The following is a 15978-nucleotide window of genomic DNA, read 5'->3' on the forward strand; positions in this document are numbered from 1 at the left end:
TGTGCAAATTATATTTTCGTCATGTGCTCAATATCGAAAGTGTGATCAAAGTCGGAACGTTGTTTTGAAAATTTTTTATGGAAGATTTGGAAACTATCTGGTGCGGGGATGTTTTAGTAACTTACTGATAGATAAAAGAAAGGCACAACATGAAGTTGTGCCTTTGTCCATAAGTGTTTTTTGTAGAAAAATTAACGAGCCAGCCAGCCGCCGTCAACAGCGATGGTGTAACCGTTCACATAATCGGATGCGCTGGATGCCAGGAACACGGCCGGGCCCTGCAAATCTTGCGGCAGACCCCAACGGCCAGCCGGGATACGGTCCAGAATTTCTTTGCTGCGATCCTGATCCGCACGCAACTGCTGGGTATTGTTGGTCGCCATGTAGCCGGGGGCGATGGCGTTGACATTGATATTGTGTTTCGCCCATTCGTTGGCCAGCAGGCGGGTGATCCCCATGACTGCGCTCTTAGACGCGGTGTAAGACGGTACGCGGATACCACCCTGGAAAGACAGCATGGAGGCGATATTGATGATTTTACCGCCATGACCCTGTTTGATGAACTGACGGGCAACAGTCTGAGACATGAAGAACACGCTCTTGATGTTCAGATTCATCACATCGTCCCAGTTCTTTTCGCTGAACTCGATGGCGTCTTCACGACGGATAATACCGGCATTGTTAACCAGAATGTCCACTTTACCGAACTCGGCAACGGCTTTTTCCACCAGTGCGGCATGACCGGAGATATCGCTCATGTCAGCGGTCAGGCTGAGGAAACGACGGCCTGTGGCGGTGACTTTTTCGATGGTTTCTTTCGGTTCAACAATGTTGACGCCGACGATGTCACAGCCGGCTTCAGCCAGACCGACAGCCATACCCTGACCCAGACCGGTATCACAGCCGGTGATCAGTGCCACTTTGCCCTGTAAATTGAATGAATCTAGAATCATAGCTTTAATCTCTCTGTAAACGACATGTCTTGTCGTGAGCTTGTTACTGTAGGGAAATACCGGTTATACCCGTCATATCTCAGGTTGCTGGTTTTTCGCCCCCTACGATGAAGTAGGGGAGCGCTTATTTACCGCTGTCCTGCAACATGAAATCTGGTGGGTAATTCGTTAGCGCAACTCGCTAACTTTGACGTGATCCATGTCTGAGAAAACCTGATTCTCGCCAACCATACCCCAGATAAAGGTGTAACGCTTAGTGCCTACACCAGAATGAATTGACCAGCTCGGTGAAATCACCGCCTGCTCGTTGTGCACCAAAATATGACGGGTTTCTTGTGGTTGTCCCATCATATGAAACACCGCCGTTTCCTCATCCATATCAAAATAGAAATACACTTCCATGCGGCGTTCATGGGTATGGCACGGCATGGTATTCCAGAGGCTGCCTTCCGCCAGTTTGGTCAGGCCCATCGTGAGCTGGCAGGTTGGCAACACATCCGGAACGATATATTTATTAATGGTACGGCGATTGCTGGTCGCGTCATCCCCGATGGTTTGGGGAGAGGCGTCGGCAGCAGTAATCTTGCGTGTCGGATAAGTGGTGTGCGCCGGCGCGCTGTTATAGTAAAAACGGGCTGGAGCGGAAGGATCTACGCTGGTGAAGCGGATGTCCCGCGCACCTTTGCCAATATAAATAGCCTCTTCGTGACCGATTTCATAACGCTCGCCATCGACGCTGACTACGCCGCCGCCGCCGATATTGATTGCGCCCAGTTCACGGCGCTCAAGAAAATAATCGACGCCCAGTTGTTTCCCCACATCTTCGCCGATAGTCACCGTTTGATGGACGGGCATGACGCCGCCTACGATGATTCGGTCAATGTGGCTATAAGTCATGGTGCAGGCGTCTACATCAAAAATACGCTCGATCAGAAACTCGCGCCGCAGGCCAGCGGTATCAAGCTGGCGGGCATGGTCACTGTGGATGCTCTGACGGACTTGCATGGTTGCTCCTCGCTTTCAGATAGACATCAGGCTATGGCCTGACAGGAAAGCGCCGGGCGGAACAGGTCACCTTGCGTGGCAGTGACAACGTCACCTGAACCTTTTTTGCCCGGTTCTTTCGTGTTATGGCGCGATGATAGTGTGGTTGAGATGTGAATTCAATAAAAATGAAATAATGTTTTATTTATTTCTTGAGAGGCGTCATGGTTTTGCTTATTTTATGTTTCATCTGATGCCGATGTTACTAGAATATCGCCATTAACCTTTTGTGTTACCCTGTTCACATAGGGGTGACGCGCAGTACTACTTTAAGGAGAAACCATGAGAAGGTACTTTATTGACGACGAAACGCCGTGGGAAGAGCTGGGCGGTGGTATTAAACGTAAAATCATCACCTGGAGCGATGAGCTGATGATGGTATGCGTCCATTTCGCCAAAGGCGCCATCGGTACGCCGCACAAGCATGATATCCATGATCAGATAGCCTATGTCGCGGCTGGTAGCTTCGAGGTGGTGATCGAAGGTGAAAAACGTATTCTGAAAACCGGCGATGCCTATATGGCCGTGAAGAATGAAATGCACGGCGTGGTGTCGCTGGAAGAAGGTAGCGTGCTGATCGATACCTTCTCGCCAAAACGCGCCGACTTCCTCTGAATCCTTCTATTTAACAAGGCGTCGGCCATGCTGCCGACCCTTGCTTCTATACCTGTCTGTGTTCTGATGTTTATTGGTTTGGCGCTGAGTGCCGCCGATTGCCGGTAGCGGCCGGCGCGGCAAAGAAAACGTTGACTCTGTTAAAACCTGAAGTACCCTGCTAACGGGTTTCATCGGTCTACATTTTTGCTCACCGTGGTGCTGGGCGTGGCGTCACGCAAAAGGGGAACACATGACGTATCAACAGGCCGGCCTTTTTGCCGTCATTAAGCGTATTACGGGGTGGGTCGTCTTTCTTCCTGCTTTATTCTCGACCATGATTTCGTTGGCTAATCTCATTCACGCGTTTACCGAGAAGAAGCAGGGGATCAATGGCGTGATGCAGGACTTTTTGCATCTGGTGGTGGAAGTGTTGCGTTTCAATACGCCGTTTTTGAACATGTTTTGGTACAACTCACCGGTGCCTGATTTTGGTCGGCTGTCGTCACCGGCTACCGTTATGTTCTGGTTTATCTATATGTTGATGTTTGTTGGCTTGGCGCTACAGGTGTCCGGGTCCCGTTTGTCTCGCCAGGTGAAACATATTCGTGAAGGGCTGGAAGACCAACTGATTCTGGAGAGAGTCAAAGGTGATGAAGGCAAAACCCGCGAAGAGCTGGAGTCACGTCTGGAACTGCCTCGTCACTCTATTCTGTTACAGTTTTTCCCGCTCTATATCCTGCCGGTTGTCGTGGCTGTGATTGGTTACCTGACGCTGAAAGTTGTCGGTATTCTGGGCTGAGCCTGCCGGGGCTGTGTATTGCCCCGGTGTTTGAGCGCCATTCAGCATTCATAGCAACTGATTTTCTATGGCGTGTTGCGCCGTAACCACATGTTTACCGCCAAACAAATTAGCCCGGTTAAGCAGATAGTAAATCTGATAGATCGGCTGGCGTTCAACAAAATCCTTTTCCAGCGGCCAGACGCTCTGGTAACCATCATAAATTTGCGGCGGTAATTCGACATGCAGCGGTAACATCGCCAAATCGCATTCCCGGTCGCCCCAGTAGCAGGCTGGGTCAAACAGGTAATAACCCCGCTCGGTATTCAGGCAATTATTGGACCATAGGTCGCCATGCAGCAACGAGGGTTGGGGTTGATGGCCGGAAAGTCGTTTTTCTGCCTGGGATATCAGGGTGTCGATATCACCAAAGTGCAGCCCTTTCTCGGCGGCCAGTTGCAGTTGCCAGCCAATACGCTGTTCTGCAAAAAAGCTGGACCAGCGGCGTTGCCAGGCGTTGGGTTGCGGCGTTGTAGACAGGTCATTATCGAAATCGAGCCCAAACTGAGGTTGGTCGCTCCATTGATGCAATTGTGCCAGTTGTTGCCCAAGGCACCACGCATCGTGGGCGGAAACCGGTTTGGCCGAGAGATATTCCAGCAACAGAAAACTGTAATCGCGATTACTGCCGACACCATAAACCGCTGGTACTTTTACAGTTTTACTCCGCGTCAGTAGCTCCAACTGTTCGGCCTCCGCACGAAATTTGGTGAGGAGTTCACGGGCATCGCATTTTACGAAGACATCATACTGACCGTACCGTAGATACCAGGCGGAATGTACTTCACCACCGGGTAATTCCCGACGATCCAGAATATCACCGGGGCCAAGATGTTCTTTCAGCAGTTGCTCAACCGTCTGCCACATAGGTCACCTCCCGTTGATGTTGCCGATATCTCATTACGTTAGCGATTTATACAGTGTAAAAACTGAATCTGGCACACAGCTGGCAGCGTTATTAATAGCCACCTGAAATGAAGGAAAAATGGGTTACCGTTATCATGACGGTCATCATTTGTTGGTGTCGCTCAAAAAACACGAACCCGCCGATATGGCGTAATGGAATGTGGCGACAAGACTACAATAACGCGCTCAGCCAGGGTTGTCACGATGGAGATCAATAAATGGGAATGATTCCACAGGAACGGCGGTCATAATGTTAAATTTGATATCTCCGGATGTTTGTTATTCCTAATAGGTATGTCAGCAGGTTTCAGATTAATTTTTTGTTAGAACAAAAATGTGATCATGGCGGATGAATTCCGATTATATAGAACTGGCCGGGTATATCCCCGTCATACTTCAGGTTGCAGGTGTGTTGGCTTTATTACTCGGCCCATCCTTGGGCCTCGCCCTTTTAGGGCCGCAGCAAGCTGCGTTCAAATCTGCTCCCGGCAGATTTGTCGTTCACCCGAATCACTTACCTGAGTAAGCTCATCGGTATTCACTCTCTTGCCGCGTTACAAGGCTCTAATGAGCCTTGCCCTAAAGGGCCAACGCGTTGCGTTGTTCAAAACGCAGCACGTTTTGTCCTGCAACTCGAATTATTTTGGGTATAGCCATTTTTTTAACGGCTAAAAAAAGAAATAACCCCGGAATAAAACGGTGAGTCGCCATTCATAAATCATTTTTTTGTAAAAATAATGTCATTATTATACTAAATACTCGCAATGTAAGCGGTGATGGCGAGGCGTGATATCGCGGATAGGATGGTTTTATTGCCGCCTGGGTGATGTCGCTTGCTCTTTTGCCGCAGCATTAAGCTGCATACTGTTTCTTTGCTTATCAACTTATATTCGATACATATTTGCTATGTTTCATTATTATTGAGTTAGTGGATAGTCACGATTTGAAATAAACGATGTGTATCACCTTGTGCATAAAGGTTTTTCTTTTTGTTAAAACGTAAAAAATAAAGCTTCAATCACATTTCTGGTAAACAGCAGCTGGACAGCCAAGGCATACTGTGATTGATGAGTAATATTATTTTGTTATGATAGCAAGGGTTGGCAATAAGTCGGTCATGCCTGCTTGCGTAATTGAAATACCGTGCACATAATCAAATGGTTGGATGTGGTGTAGAGAATACGCTGAGGCGTCAATATCCTGAGACAGGGTTGAATGGATATTAAAGATACATTAGCGGCTCTAATTTGTGCGACATGTCCACCACTGGTAAAAAATGGCTTGCCAATGATTACATAGTATGTAATAACGCATCTGGGTAAAACGAGGTACAGTTCTGTATATGAATGGCATTTTCAGTAAAGAAGTCTTGAGTACAAACGTTAGCGTTGAATACCACTTCTCTGCCGATCCTTATTTTAGTGCCTCAAGCAGTAACGACTCTGGTTTTTCTGTATAACGCCTTAGTGCGGTTTAAATTATTAAAGGAAACTTTAAAATGGCAAAGATTAAAGGTCAGGTTAAGTGGTTCAACGAGTCTAAAGGCTTCGGTTTCATTACTCCGGCTGATGGCAGCAAAGATGTGTTCGTACACTTCTCTGCAATTCAGGGCAACGGCTTTAAAACATTGGCCGAAGGCCAGAATGTTGAGTTTGAAATTCAGGATGGCCAGAAAGGCCCTTCAGCAGTGAATGTTGTTGCGCTGTAATTTTCAGCTCATGCCATAAAACCCGCCTAGTGCGGGTTTTTTGCTTTTTTCATCATCAAGAGTGCTATGCAAAAATCGTCAGTGCCTTATCAATGTCCCTTATGCCATCAGCCCCTGAATGCCGAGTCTGGCCGTTGGTCCTGTGGACGTCATCATTTTGACTGCGCGCGGGAAGGGTATGTCAATTTACTGCCGGTGCAGTTTAAACGCTCCAGACAACCAGGGGATAGCGCTGAAATGATGCAAGCCCGCCGGACGTTTCTGGATAATGGGCATTATCAGCCGCTACGGGATCGGGTATCAGAGCAATTGGCGCGGGTATTGCGAAAACAGCCGGGCGCGTTGTTGGATATTGGCTGTGGCGAAGGTTATTACACCGCTGCGTTGGCAGATACACTCGCCCCTGATGGGATGCCGGTTTATGGGCTGGATGTCTCCAAAGCGGCAATTCAGCGCGCAGCCAGGCGCTATACTCAAGTCATGTTTTGTGTGGCTTCCAGTCAACGACTCCCTTTCCAGGATCGTTCTCTAGCGGCAGTATTAAAAATCTATGCTCCCTGCAATGGTGAGGAACTGGCGCGGGTTATTCGGCCGGGAGGGGGCGTCATGACCGTGTCGCCGGGGCCTAATCATCTGTTGTCGCTTAAAGCGCGGGTATACCAGGATGTCAGGCCCCATCCTGAGATAGACGAAGTCTTGCCGGGATTTGTGCTGGAAACCGCCGAGCGTTTACAGTACCGCATGTCGATGACAGGCGCGGATGCCGCCAGCCTGTTGCAAATGACGCCATTTGCCTGGCGGGCAACCCCGGAAGTGAGTGATGGGTTGATGGCTGAATCGCAGTTTGAATGCGAAACGGATTTTCTGATTCGCTTTCATCGGCGAGAAGATTAAAGCAGATACGGGCAGAGCGACTGCCCGTTTATACCCGTCATACTCCACGTTGCAGGTGCGTTGGCTTTATTACTCGGCCCATTCTTGGGCCTCGCCCTTTCAGGGCCGCAGCTCGCCGCGTTACAAGGCTCAATGAGCCTTGCCCTGACGGGCCAACGCTTTGCGTTGTTCAACACCCGAGTGTGTTGTCCTGCAACTCGAATTATTTGGGGTATACACTATGAGTGAGTTGAGATCGAATAGTCAGGCAAGATCGAGCAGGTGTTCATAAAGAATATTGCAGCCGATACCGATCAGTACCACACCACCGAGAATTTCCGCCCGTTTGCCAAGAATCGGGCCGACATAGCGGCCAATCATCATGCCTATGGTTACCATAATCATGGTGGCGCAACCAATCACCATCGCCGTGTGGAAGATATTGACCTGCAGGAATGCCAACCCGACGCCAATCGCCATGGCATCCAGACTGGTGGCAACGGCGGTACAGACCAGAATGAACAGACCGTGCCTGGATATTTTTTCACAATTGCAGCTATCTTCGCCTTTCACACCTTCGATAATCATCCGGCCACCTAAGATCAGCAACAGGGTGAAGGCTACCCAGTGGTCCCAGGCGAGAATGAAGCGGCTGGCATAAAATCCCAATGCCCAGCCGATTAATGGCGTTAATGCTTCGATTAGACCGAAAATCAAGCCGGTACGTATGGCTTCGCGAAAACGGGGATTATGCAGGGCGGCACCTTTACCAATAGACGCGGCGAACGCGTCCATGGACATGCCAAAAGCAAGAATAAGAGTAGCAGATAAATTCATATACATAGCCTCGGCTGGGCGGTTCTCCATATCCACGCAACCCACCCCCAACCAGATGGCAGATCACGTGTCTATGGTCTCGCTTGCCAGTCTGGCCGCTCGTACCACGTTCAGTGAAGAACGAGTATGTTGATACGAGCATTCCTGAATTTCAGATGTCAGGAATCAGCTACTCCCCAAGGACGGCGCAACAATACCATATTATTCCTGCAATAAACAACAAGAAATAATATATGGTTTAAGAGTGATATTGATAATTATTTTCATCTTTAATAAATTAAAAACAATTGGCTGGAATTACATCATTAATTATGCGGTTAAAATACCACCATATTTTGTCTGGGAAAGAGGTGTGATATTCGTTCAGTATTCGTGGTAATTTCATATTATTGATTTTCAATCATAAATTGATATATTTTTTCCAGGTCATCCAATTCATTGACTGTAATCAGGAGCCGTCTTTTTTCAAGTGCGATGACCAGAATACCGTCTTCCGATAAATTCATACTTCGAATACGTGGATAAAGAATATACGTATTGGCATAAAAGAACCCCTGATCTTTAAAGAGTAATTTTGGGTAGCGAATCATGCTCAGATATATCGCCATCATTATTAGCGAGAAAAGCAGCATTGTGGTGAGGTGTGAGCCATGTGTGATGACATTTTTATAAATGAGTATCACGACCAGCACGATGAAAATCAGTGCGTCCAGGCGATGGCGGCGACGCAATAACACCTTAAGCCGGGTTTGACCGTGTTGTCGGTCCATGATGAATTCGTCGTAAATGGCATACAGCAGGGACAGGGCGATAGAGATCATCAGAACGACGTCGGTGAAAGTCATGAGCAACTCCGGTGGCGGCGTGAAAACAAGAAATGAAAATGGGTTAGGGTGGTGAAAACGGAGCCGGTATCCGGCATATGAAATGGCCGGGTCGCCCCGGCCAGACGCATTAGAGCCCCAACAGCCCAATCCAATAGCCGATGATGCCGATAACAAAAAAGCCGACGATCAGCCAGAGCGCATTCACCTTGCGACGCAGCAACCACATACAGCCAAATGTCAGCAACAGCGGCACCAACCCAGGCATCAGTTGGTCAAGGATAGACTGCACCGTCGTGACTGTCGTATGCCCATCCTGCCCGGTTACGCGCGAAACGACCAGCGGGATATTAACGTGGGTCCATTTGTTGACCAGCGCCCCCATGACGAATAACCCCAGAATTGAGGCGCCTTCGGTCATTTTTTGCAGCAAACCGCCGCCCATATCGCTTACGATATCCGCGCCTTTACGGTAACCGTAAGCCACGCCGTAGTAACGCACCAGCAAACGCACCAGATTAAACAGCACGAAAAACAGGATGGGCCCAAGCAGGCTGCCGCTCATGGCGATGCCTGCACCGAGTGCGGCGAAGACCGGACGAGCGGTTCCCCAAAAGATGGGGTCGCCAACGCCGGCCAGCGGCCCCATCAGCCCGACTTTCAGACCGTTGATCGCCCCATCGTCGATCGGCGCGCCGTTGGCCCGCTGTTCTTCCATGGCCATCGTTACGCCAAGTACCGGTGCGGCAACAAACGGCTGCGTATTAAAAAACTCGAGATGACGTTTGATCGCCTGTTTCCGCTCTTCCGAATTTTCCGGGTAGAGGCGACGGATCACCGGCACCATGGAAAAGCAGAATCCCAGCGCTTGCATCCGTTCAAAGTTCCACGATCCCTGGAACAGGTTTGAGCGTAGGAATACGGCGCGAATATCGCCGGGGGTCAGTTTCTTTGTGGTATCCACCATGGTTTGCTCTCCTGTTAATCCAGTTCATTATCAAGATCGTTATTTGACGATGCAGCCGCCATACCCTGGGCTTTGTTGTATTTAGGGCTGAGCTGGATATACAGCACGGCCATAACAACACCGATGACTCCCAGTGCGACCAGATTGAAATTGGTAAAGGCGGCGGTGACGAAACCCAAATAGAAAAACGGCATCAGGTAACCGGCACGCATCATGTTGATGACCATCGCGTAACCGACGACCACAATCATGCCGCCGGCGATGTTCAGACCGGTGGTAACCACCTCGGGGATAGAGGAAAGCAGACTGTGTACCGCCTCGGTTCCGACCGAGACCGCAACAATCACCGCCGGAATGGCGATGCGCATGGCTTGCAGCAGCAGCGCGGAGACATGAATCCAACTGATGGCGGAAAGATTGCCGCGTTCAGCCGCACTATCCGCTGCATGTTGGAAAGCAACGGTGATGGTACGAACGATAATGGTCAATACCTGGCCGGCGGCGGCGAGTGGAATCGCCAGGGCTATCCCGGCACCGACGCTCTGCCCACCGGCGATAACCAGAATGGTGGAAATAATAGAAGCCAGCGCTGCATCGGGCGCTACGGCGGCACCGATGTTCATCCAGCCTAGCGCTATCATTTCCAGCGTACCGCCGATGATGATCCCGGTTTTGAGGTCGCCCAGTACCAACCCGATGAGGGTACACGCCACCAGAGGGCGGTGGAACTGAAACTCGTCGAGAATGGAACCCATACCTGAAATACAGGCCACGATAAATATCAGCACGATTTGAAACGTGGTGATCTCCATGGTACTTCTCCTGTGAGAATAGTAATCCGAGTAAATGACGTCGTTACATGGTCCGTTGGTTCGGGTGAACTAACGCGCCGCCTTGGTGATCAAATCCATCATATTGATTTTGCTATCGGTCGATACTTTGCGTACTTCCAGCTCAATGCCACGTGCGTGGAGCTTGTTGAACGCGTCGATATCCTTGTCGTCAATCGAAACGGCATTATTGACCTGGGTTTTGCCTTGCCGATACGCCATACCACCGATGTTGACCGAGGTAATCTTGACGCCGCTTTCTACCAACCGCAGCACGTCCGTCGGATTGGTAAACAACAGCATGACGCGATCAGACGCGTATTTCGGGTTGTCATACACCCTGACGGCTTTGGCGACATCGACCACATGCGCCGTAACGCCGGGCGGAGCCACCTGTGTCAGCAGCGTTTTACGTACGTTATCCGCGGCGACTTCATCACTGACGACGATAATGCGACTGACGTTGGTTTCTTTGGTCCAACGGGTGGCGACCTGCCCATGGATCAGTCGGTCGTCGATGCGCGCCAACCCAATTTTCATGTGTCCGCCGGCTCCCGGCGGCGCAACCGGTTTGGCGCTGACGGGAGCCGTCTGCGCGATTTTTTCCGGTTCATGCGCTTTCAACGCTTTGACGCCGGCCCGGCCGGCCTCCACGGCGATCGCGACCAGTTCGTCGAATGCAGGGTTGTCGTCGCGGGCCATAAATGTTTCAGCCAGCATAGGAATATTGACCCCGGCGATCACGTCGTGATTTTTCTTGTCATTTACCAGACGGCTAGCGGCATTGAATGGACTTCCTCCCCAAGTGTCTACCAGAAAAAGTACACCTGCAGATGTGTCCAGTTCGGCCAGTTTCGCCTGATATTTTTCCATCAGGATCTCGGCGTTTTCGCCGGGAACAAAATCGATCCAACCCACATTACTCTGTTCACCAAGAATCATTTCAGCTGTGTTTAACAGCGGACCGGCAGTGGCGCCGTGAGTGCATAGCATGATGGCAATACTCACTTGCTCCCTCCTTTCATGAATCACCGTTTTGTTGAGAGTGAAATCTGTCTGATAATCCGGATAAATTCGTCACATTTATCCGTGAGCGATATTCAGTATGGCTGCAATACTATTTCTTGCTTGGTTTCTCACCTGATTTCTTACGGGGCATGAAGTAAAAAACGCGTCTGGCACTCGTCATGCCGGGTTATGAATCGATTCAGGCTTGCCGGATAACGGCAGGATTTATTTTAGGGGTCGAATAAATAAATTATGTGATACCGGTCGATAATCAGCGGCAGAATGGCGGCATAGATGTTTGTATCACCGTTGAATGCGAGCTACTTCGCGAAGTAACCGAAAATCGTTGTGAAAAATGGTATTAACTCTGCTAAAGTTACATTCCTTTTAATTACAGAGGAGTTACGGGCAAGCGCCCTTCCTATGGACTGTCACCGACGATTCATCTCTTTTACCCCGGCGCTGGCCGGCGGTGTTCTTTACCCAATAGGCCGTTCGGGCCACACTCAGCGTTGTACTGACCTTTCACTTTTGCTTTCGCAGCGCAATGCCACGGCATTGATGTCGTTTGCTCGTTCATTTTCCGGAGTCTGACATGGAATTTTTGCTGGATCCCTCAATCTGGGCAGGCTTACTGACGTTGGTGGTACTCGAGATTGTTTTGGGTATCGACAACCTGGTGTTCATCGCCATTCTGGCGGATAAGTTGCCGGCCAAACAGCGAGATAAGGCGCGTATCATCGGCTTATCGCTGGCGCTGTTGATGCGCCTTGGCCTGTTGTCGCTGATTTCATGGATGGTCACGCTAACGCGACCACTATTTTCCGTCGGGCAGTTTAGTTTCTCCGGGCGGGATTTGATCCTGCTGGCCGGTGGTGTGTTCTTGTTGTTCAAAGCCACGATGGAACTGCATGAACGGCTGGAAAACCGCCCGCATGACGCGAATGGCAATCGCGCGCACGCCAATTTCTGGGCGGTGGTGGTACAGATTGTTATTCTGGATGCCGTGTTCTCGCTTGATGCCGTGATTACCGCCGTAGGGATGGTCAACCATCTGGGCGTGATGATGACCGCCGTGGTGATTGCGATGGCCGTAATGTTGCTGGCATCCAAGCCGTTAACCCGGTTTGTGAATGCGCATCCGACGGTAGTCGTACTTTGCCTCAGCTTCCTGCTGATGATTGGCTTAAGCCTGGTGGCGGAAGGGTTTGGTTTCCATATTCCGAAAGGTTATCTGTATGCGGCGATCGGCTTCTCGATTGTCATCGAACTGTTTAACCAGATAGCCCGGCACAACTTCATCAAACATCAGTCGCACCGGCCGATGCGCGAGCGTACCGCCGAAGCGATTTTGCGCCTGATGGGGTCGCGGAAAACCGCGCATGACGATCAGGAAGAGCAGCCGCAGCCGCAGCCGGAAGAAACCTTTGCCGAAGAGGAACGCTATATGATCAGCGGCGTGCTGACGCTGGCTTCCCGTTCTTTGCGCAGCGTCATGACGCCGCGAACCGACATTTCCTGGGTGGATTGCGAACGTTCCGTGGACGACATTCGTTTGCAATTGCTGGATACGCCTCACAGTCTGTTCCCGGTGTGCCGCGGTTCACTGGATGAGCTGGTCGGCGTGGTGCGAGCTAAAGATTTGCTGGTCGCGCTGGACGAACACACCGATGTGGAGCAGTTCGCGGCCGCCAACCTGCCGATCGTGGTGCCGGAAACGCTGGATGTCATCAATCTGTTGCCGGTACTGCGCCGGGCGAAAGGCAGCCTGGTGATGATTACCAATGAATTCGGTGTAGTGCAGGGATTGGTCACGCCGTTGGATATTCTGGAAGCGATCGCCGGCGAATTCCCAGATGAGGACGAAACGCTGGATATCATCGAAGACGGTGATGGCTGGTTGGTCAGGGGCGGGACCGATCTGCATTCGTTGCAGCAGGTGCTCAATGTGCAGGACTTGGTCGACCCGAAAGAGGATTATACGTCGCTGGCCGGGCTGCTGCTGGCTCACAGTGACGAATTCCCGAAAATAGGGGACCAACTGGAGTTACAGCGGTTACGTTTTCTGATCGTCGAAGCGACGGACTATCGTATTGAACTGGTTCGCGTGGTTCGGGTTGCAGAACCGACGGTAGAAGATAGCGTGTAACGTTATCTCTGGTGCCCGTCTTAGCCGGCGGGCACCAGAGCAAGAACCCGATGGGATGGCGAGTCAAGCCATGCCGCCAGCCCCATCACATCGACGCGAACCCGAGACGCGTTTTTTTATCTTTTCGCCGGACTGTTGGGTCAATAAGCACCCAATCGCGCTAAAACTCAGCGCGGTGTCTACTGGTTGTATACCGATTCAGTCGCACTGTACCTTGATGGCCAAACCACCGCGGGAGGTTTCGCGGTATTTCGCGTTCATGTCTTTCCCGGTTTCGTACATCGTTTCAATCACCTTGTCGAGCGACACACGGGCCTCCGTCGTACGTCTTACCGCCATGCGGGTGGCGTTGATGGCTTTGACGGCGGCGATGGCGTTACGCTCGATGCACGGCACCTGTACTTGCCCGGCAACCGGGTCGCAGGTCAGGCCCAGATTATGCTCCATGCCGATTTCAGCGGCCACGCAGACTTGCTCCGGGCTCGCGCCCAACAATTCAGCCAGACCGGCCGCCGCCATTGAACAGGCTACGCCGACTTCGCCCTGACAGCCGACCTCTGCGCCGGAGATGGAGGCGTTCATTTTATACAGTGAACCGATAGCGCCAGCCGCCATGAAATAACGCAGATAAATGCCGGGGCCGACCGGCTCGATAAAGTGGTCATAGTAGGCCAGTACGGCAGGCACGATGCCGCAGGCACCGTTGGTCGGCGCGGTGACCACGCGTCCACCGGCGGCGTTTTCCTCGTTGACCGCCAGCGCGAACATGTTAACCCAGTCCACCACGTTCATCGGGTCATTCGAGAGTTTATCCGAGGAGACCAGCATACGGCGAAGCGCGGCGGCGCGGCGCGGTACACGCAGCGGGCCCGGCAGAACGCCCTCGGTATTCATACCGCGATCCATACAGGCACGCATGGTTTGCCAGACGGCGGCGAAATACTCTTCAATCTCCTGACGGCTATGCAACGCTAACTCATTGCGCATCACCATGCCGGAAATCGACAGGCCGCTTTGTTTGCAGTGCTCCAGGATTTCCCGTGCAGAACGGTAAGGATGCGGCACGGTGAAGGTGGATTCCTGAGATTGACCAAAATGCGCTTCATCGACGATAAACCCGCCGCCGATTGAATAATAGGTTTGGCGAAACAGCGGAACATCGGCGGCCAATGCCGTCAGCGTCATGCCGTTTTCGTGTAGCGGTAGATTTTCGCCGCGGAAGATCATGCCGCCTTCGCGGGGAAACGCAACGTCATGCGTGCCTGCCAACGGGAGCCGTTCGGTTTGCTCTACTTTTCGAATAAACGCCGGGATGGCGTCGATATCCACCGTGTCCGGTTGATTGCCCGCCAGTCCGAGAATGATCGCGATATCGGTATGGTGGCCTTTGCCGGTCAGGGCGAGAGAGCCGTAGACCTCCACCGTCACCCGCTCAGTGCGGGACAGCAACTCTCGCTGTTGCAGTTCATCGACAAATTGCTTACCGGCTTTCATCGGTCCTACCGTATGAGAGCTGGAAGGGCCGATGCCGATTTTGAACATGTCGAATACGCTTATCACGATGAAACTCCTTTGAGGGCGCTGCCTGTTACTATGACCGGGAGCGGGGAACACCGTTTGCCCTGTCACCGTTTGCCCTATCACCGGTTATCCGGTGCGATGACGGAGGTATGCCCACGCTCCAGAATAAAACTCGATAGATCGCGCTATTGTAGTGAAGAGTATGCTGTCATATTCGGCTTTTCACATGAAATAAAGTTATGTTATGTCGAAAAATAACTTATGGCAGAAACGATGTCCGGTGGGGCGGGTAAACCGGTTCCGGCATCGCCACATGCAACGCCAACTGGCGGATGATGGCGGCGGTCAACCCCCATACCAGTTGCTGCTGATACCAGGAAAGATAGACGCGGTGGCGCTGATGGTGGTGTTTGATATCCAGTGAATGGTAACGCTGAAGGGTAAAAGCATCGCGCAACGGCATTTCAAATAGCTCTGCGACTTCGTCCGCATTGGGGTGAAAAGGCGTATTTTCCGGCAGCAGGCCGACCACCGGGGTAACCTGATAACCGCTGGAACTATCGAAAGCGGGCAGTGTGCCTAAAATCTGAACCGATGCCGGCGGGATCGCGACTTCTTCCTGCGCTTCACGCAATGCAGTGGCGATGAGCGATAGGTCTTCCGGGTCCGCCGCGCCGCCGGGAAACGCCACCTGTCCGGCGTGCTTGCGCAGATGCGGCGAGCGGCGCGTCAGCAGCAGAGACGGGTCAGGGCGGCGAATAATCGGGATGAGTACGGCGGCCCGCCGCTGGTGGTGTGTGGCAGGCAGCGCCGGCGCCATTTGCAACTGAAAGCGGGTAATAAACGCGTTCAGATCATAAGGAGGGTAGGCGTCCGTGTGGAGCGGGAGAGGCAACAGCGTGGTATCGGTCATGTTGTTCAAC

16 protein-coding genes and 1 riboswitch are annotated in these 15978 nt (G+C 51.6%); of the genes, 6 read left to right on the plus strand and 10 right to left on the minus strand.

The annotated features are described in order from the left end of the window. Positions 1-191: 191 nt before the first annotated feature. Both kduD and kduI read right to left on the minus strand, forming a co-directional pair. Positions 192-953: a 2-dehydro-3-deoxy-D-gluconate 5-dehydrogenase KduD gene (gene kduD, locus FDP13_RS18350; protein WP_012769688.1), complete on the minus strand. Its 762-nt coding sequence runs from the start codon at positions 951-953 to the stop codon at positions 192-194. 168 nt (positions 954-1121) lie between these two features. Continuing rightward, entirely contained in the window at positions 1122-1958 is an 837-nt protein-coding gene (kduI, locus tag FDP13_RS18355; RefSeq protein ID WP_027711963.1) for a 5-dehydro-4-deoxy-D-glucuronate isomerase, read from the minus strand. A 321-nt stretch (positions 1959-2279) separates the two neighbouring features. Between kduI and FDP13_RS18360 the strand changes: the two genes are divergently transcribed. Further along, entirely contained in the window at positions 2280-2612 is a 333-nt protein-coding gene (locus FDP13_RS18360; RefSeq protein ID WP_012769690.1) for a cupin domain-containing protein, read from the plus strand. Positions 2613-2844: 232 nt separating this feature from the next. Further along, positions 2845-3393: a YniB family protein gene (locus tag FDP13_RS18365; RefSeq protein WP_012769691.1), complete on the plus strand. Its 549-nt coding sequence runs from the start codon at positions 2845-2847 to the stop codon at positions 3391-3393. 48 nt (positions 3394-3441) lie between these two features. Here FDP13_RS18365 and FDP13_RS18370 read toward each other — a convergent pair whose 3' ends face one another. Further along, complete coding sequence (locus tag FDP13_RS18370) at positions 3442-4299, minus strand: fructosamine kinase family protein (RefSeq protein ID WP_143840083.1); 858 nt, start codon at positions 4297-4299, stop codon at positions 3442-3444. A 1381-nt stretch (positions 4300-5680) separates the two neighbouring features. Here FDP13_RS18370 and FDP13_RS18375 point away from each other — a divergent pair. The 3 genes from FDP13_RS18375 (at position 5681) to rlmA (ending at position 6940) form a co-directional block, all read left to right on the plus strand. Beyond that, a complete protein-coding gene (locus tag FDP13_RS18375) occupies positions 5681-5797 on the plus strand; it encodes a DUF2627 domain-containing protein (RefSeq protein ID WP_071526204.1) in 117 nt (38 codons plus the stop codon). A gap of 39 nt (positions 5798-5836) precedes the next feature. Beyond that, entirely contained in the window at positions 5837-6046 is a 210-nt protein-coding gene (gene cspE, locus FDP13_RS18380) for a transcription antiterminator/RNA stability regulator CspE (RefSeq protein ID WP_012769694.1), read from the plus strand. An 81-nt stretch (positions 6047-6127) separates the two neighbouring features. Then, positions 6128-6940: a 23S rRNA (guanine(745)-N(1))-methyltransferase gene (rlmA, locus tag FDP13_RS18385; protein WP_143840094.1), complete on the plus strand. Its 813-nt coding sequence runs from the start codon at positions 6128-6130 to the stop codon at positions 6938-6940. Positions 6941-7183: 243 nt separating this feature from the next. Here the strand turns inward: rlmA and mntP are convergent, their stop codons facing one another. From mntP to manX, 5 genes are all read right to left on the minus strand, one after another. After that, positions 7184-7756, minus strand: a complete 573-nt coding sequence (mntP, locus tag FDP13_RS18390; RefSeq protein ID WP_012769696.1) for a manganese efflux pump MntP — start codon at positions 7754-7756, stop codon at positions 7184-7186. 6 nt (positions 7757-7762) lie between these two features. Then, positions 7763-7946: riboswitch (yybP-ykoY riboswitch) on the minus strand. Between the two features lie 196 nt (positions 7947-8142). After that, on the minus strand, positions 8143-8601 hold the full coding sequence (locus FDP13_RS18395; RefSeq protein ID WP_012769697.1) for a DUF986 family protein: 459 nt from the start codon (positions 8599-8601) through the stop codon (positions 8143-8145). Between the two features lie 109 nt (positions 8602-8710). After that, positions 8711-9547 carry a PTS mannose transporter subunit IID gene (locus FDP13_RS18400; RefSeq protein WP_012769698.1) on the minus strand — a complete coding sequence of 279 codons (837 nt, stop codon included), beginning with the start codon at positions 9545-9547 and terminating at the stop codon, positions 8711-8713. 14 nt (positions 9548-9561) lie between these two features. After that, on the minus strand, positions 9562-10359 hold the full coding sequence (locus FDP13_RS18405) for a PTS mannose/fructose/sorbose transporter subunit IIC (RefSeq protein ID WP_012769699.1): 798 nt from the start codon (positions 10357-10359) through the stop codon (positions 9562-9564). A 69-nt stretch (positions 10360-10428) separates the two neighbouring features. Further along, positions 10429-11385, minus strand: coding sequence for a PTS mannose transporter subunit IIAB (gene manX, locus FDP13_RS18410; RefSeq protein ID WP_143840084.1), 957 nt, complete (start codon positions 11383-11385; stop codon positions 10429-10431). Positions 11386-11980: 595 nt separating this feature from the next. On the opposite strand from manX, the gene FDP13_RS18415 reads away from it, so the two are divergent. Further along, positions 11981-13534 carry a TerC family protein gene (locus FDP13_RS18415; protein WP_143840085.1) on the plus strand — a complete coding sequence of 518 codons (1554 nt, stop codon included), beginning with the start codon at positions 11981-11983 and terminating at the stop codon, positions 13532-13534. Between the two features lie 198 nt (positions 13535-13732). Here the strand turns inward: FDP13_RS18415 and FDP13_RS18420 are convergent, their stop codons facing one another. Further along, entirely contained in the window at positions 13733-15094 is a 1362-nt protein-coding gene (locus FDP13_RS18420) for an L-serine ammonia-lyase (RefSeq protein WP_012769702.1), read from the minus strand. A gap of 220 nt (positions 15095-15314) precedes the next feature. Beyond that, positions 15315-15968: a CoA pyrophosphatase gene (locus FDP13_RS18425; RefSeq protein ID WP_027711971.1), complete on the minus strand. Its 654-nt coding sequence runs from the start codon at positions 15966-15968 to the stop codon at positions 15315-15317. Positions 15969-15978 lie beyond the last annotated feature (10 nt).

It is taken from the genome of Dickeya sp. ws52 (assembly GCF_007210685.1).
Classification (GTDB): Bacteria; Pseudomonadota; Gammaproteobacteria; order Enterobacterales; family Enterobacteriaceae; genus Dickeya; species Dickeya chrysanthemi.

Bases quoted from the DNA above. Each gene is read 5' to 3' on its own strand.
- FDP13_RS18425 (WP_027711971.1), bottom strand. From the start codon at position 15,968: ATGACCGATACCACGCTGTTGCCTCTCCCGCTCCACACGGACGCCTAC.
- mntP (WP_012769696.1), bottom strand. From the start codon at position 7,756: ATGAATTTATCTGCTACTCTTATTCTTGCTTTTGGCATGTCCATGGAC.
- FDP13_RS18365 (WP_012769691.1), top strand. From the start codon at position 2,845: ATGACGTATCAACAGGCCGGCCTTTTTGCCGTCATTAAGCGTATTACG.
- FDP13_RS18415 (WP_143840085.1), top strand. From the start codon at position 11,981: ATGGAATTTTTGCTGGATCCCTCAATCTGGGCAGGCTTACTGACGTTG.
- FDP13_RS18360 (WP_012769690.1), top strand. From the start codon at position 2,280: ATGAGAAGGTACTTTATTGACGACGAAACGCCGTGGGAAGAGCTGGGC.
- FDP13_RS18405 (WP_012769699.1), bottom strand. From the start codon at position 10,359: ATGGAGATCACCACGTTTCAAATCGTGCTGATATTTATCGTGGCCTGT.
- kduD (WP_012769688.1), bottom strand. From the start codon at position 953: ATGATTCTAGATTCATTCAATTTACAGGGCAAAGTGGCACTGATCACC.
- cspE (WP_012769694.1), top strand. From the start codon at position 5,837: ATGGCAAAGATTAAAGGTCAGGTTAAGTGGTTCAACGAGTCTAAAGGC.
- FDP13_RS18375 (WP_071526204.1), top strand. From the start codon at position 5,681: ATGAATGGCATTTTCAGTAAAGAAGTCTTGAGTACAAACGTTAGCGTT.
- FDP13_RS18370 (WP_143840083.1), bottom strand. From the start codon at position 4,299: ATGTGGCAGACGGTTGAGCAACTGCTGAAAGAACATCTTGGCCCCGGT.
- FDP13_RS18395 (WP_012769697.1), bottom strand. From the start codon at position 8,601: ATGACTTTCACCGACGTCGTTCTGATGATCTCTATCGCCCTGTCCCTG.
- FDP13_RS18400 (WP_012769698.1), bottom strand. From the start codon at position 9,547: ATGGTGGATACCACAAAGAAACTGACCCCCGGCGATATTCGCGCCGTA.
- kduI (WP_027711963.1), bottom strand. From the start codon at position 1,958: ATGCAAGTCCGTCAGAGCATCCACAGTGACCATGCCCGCCAGCTTGAT.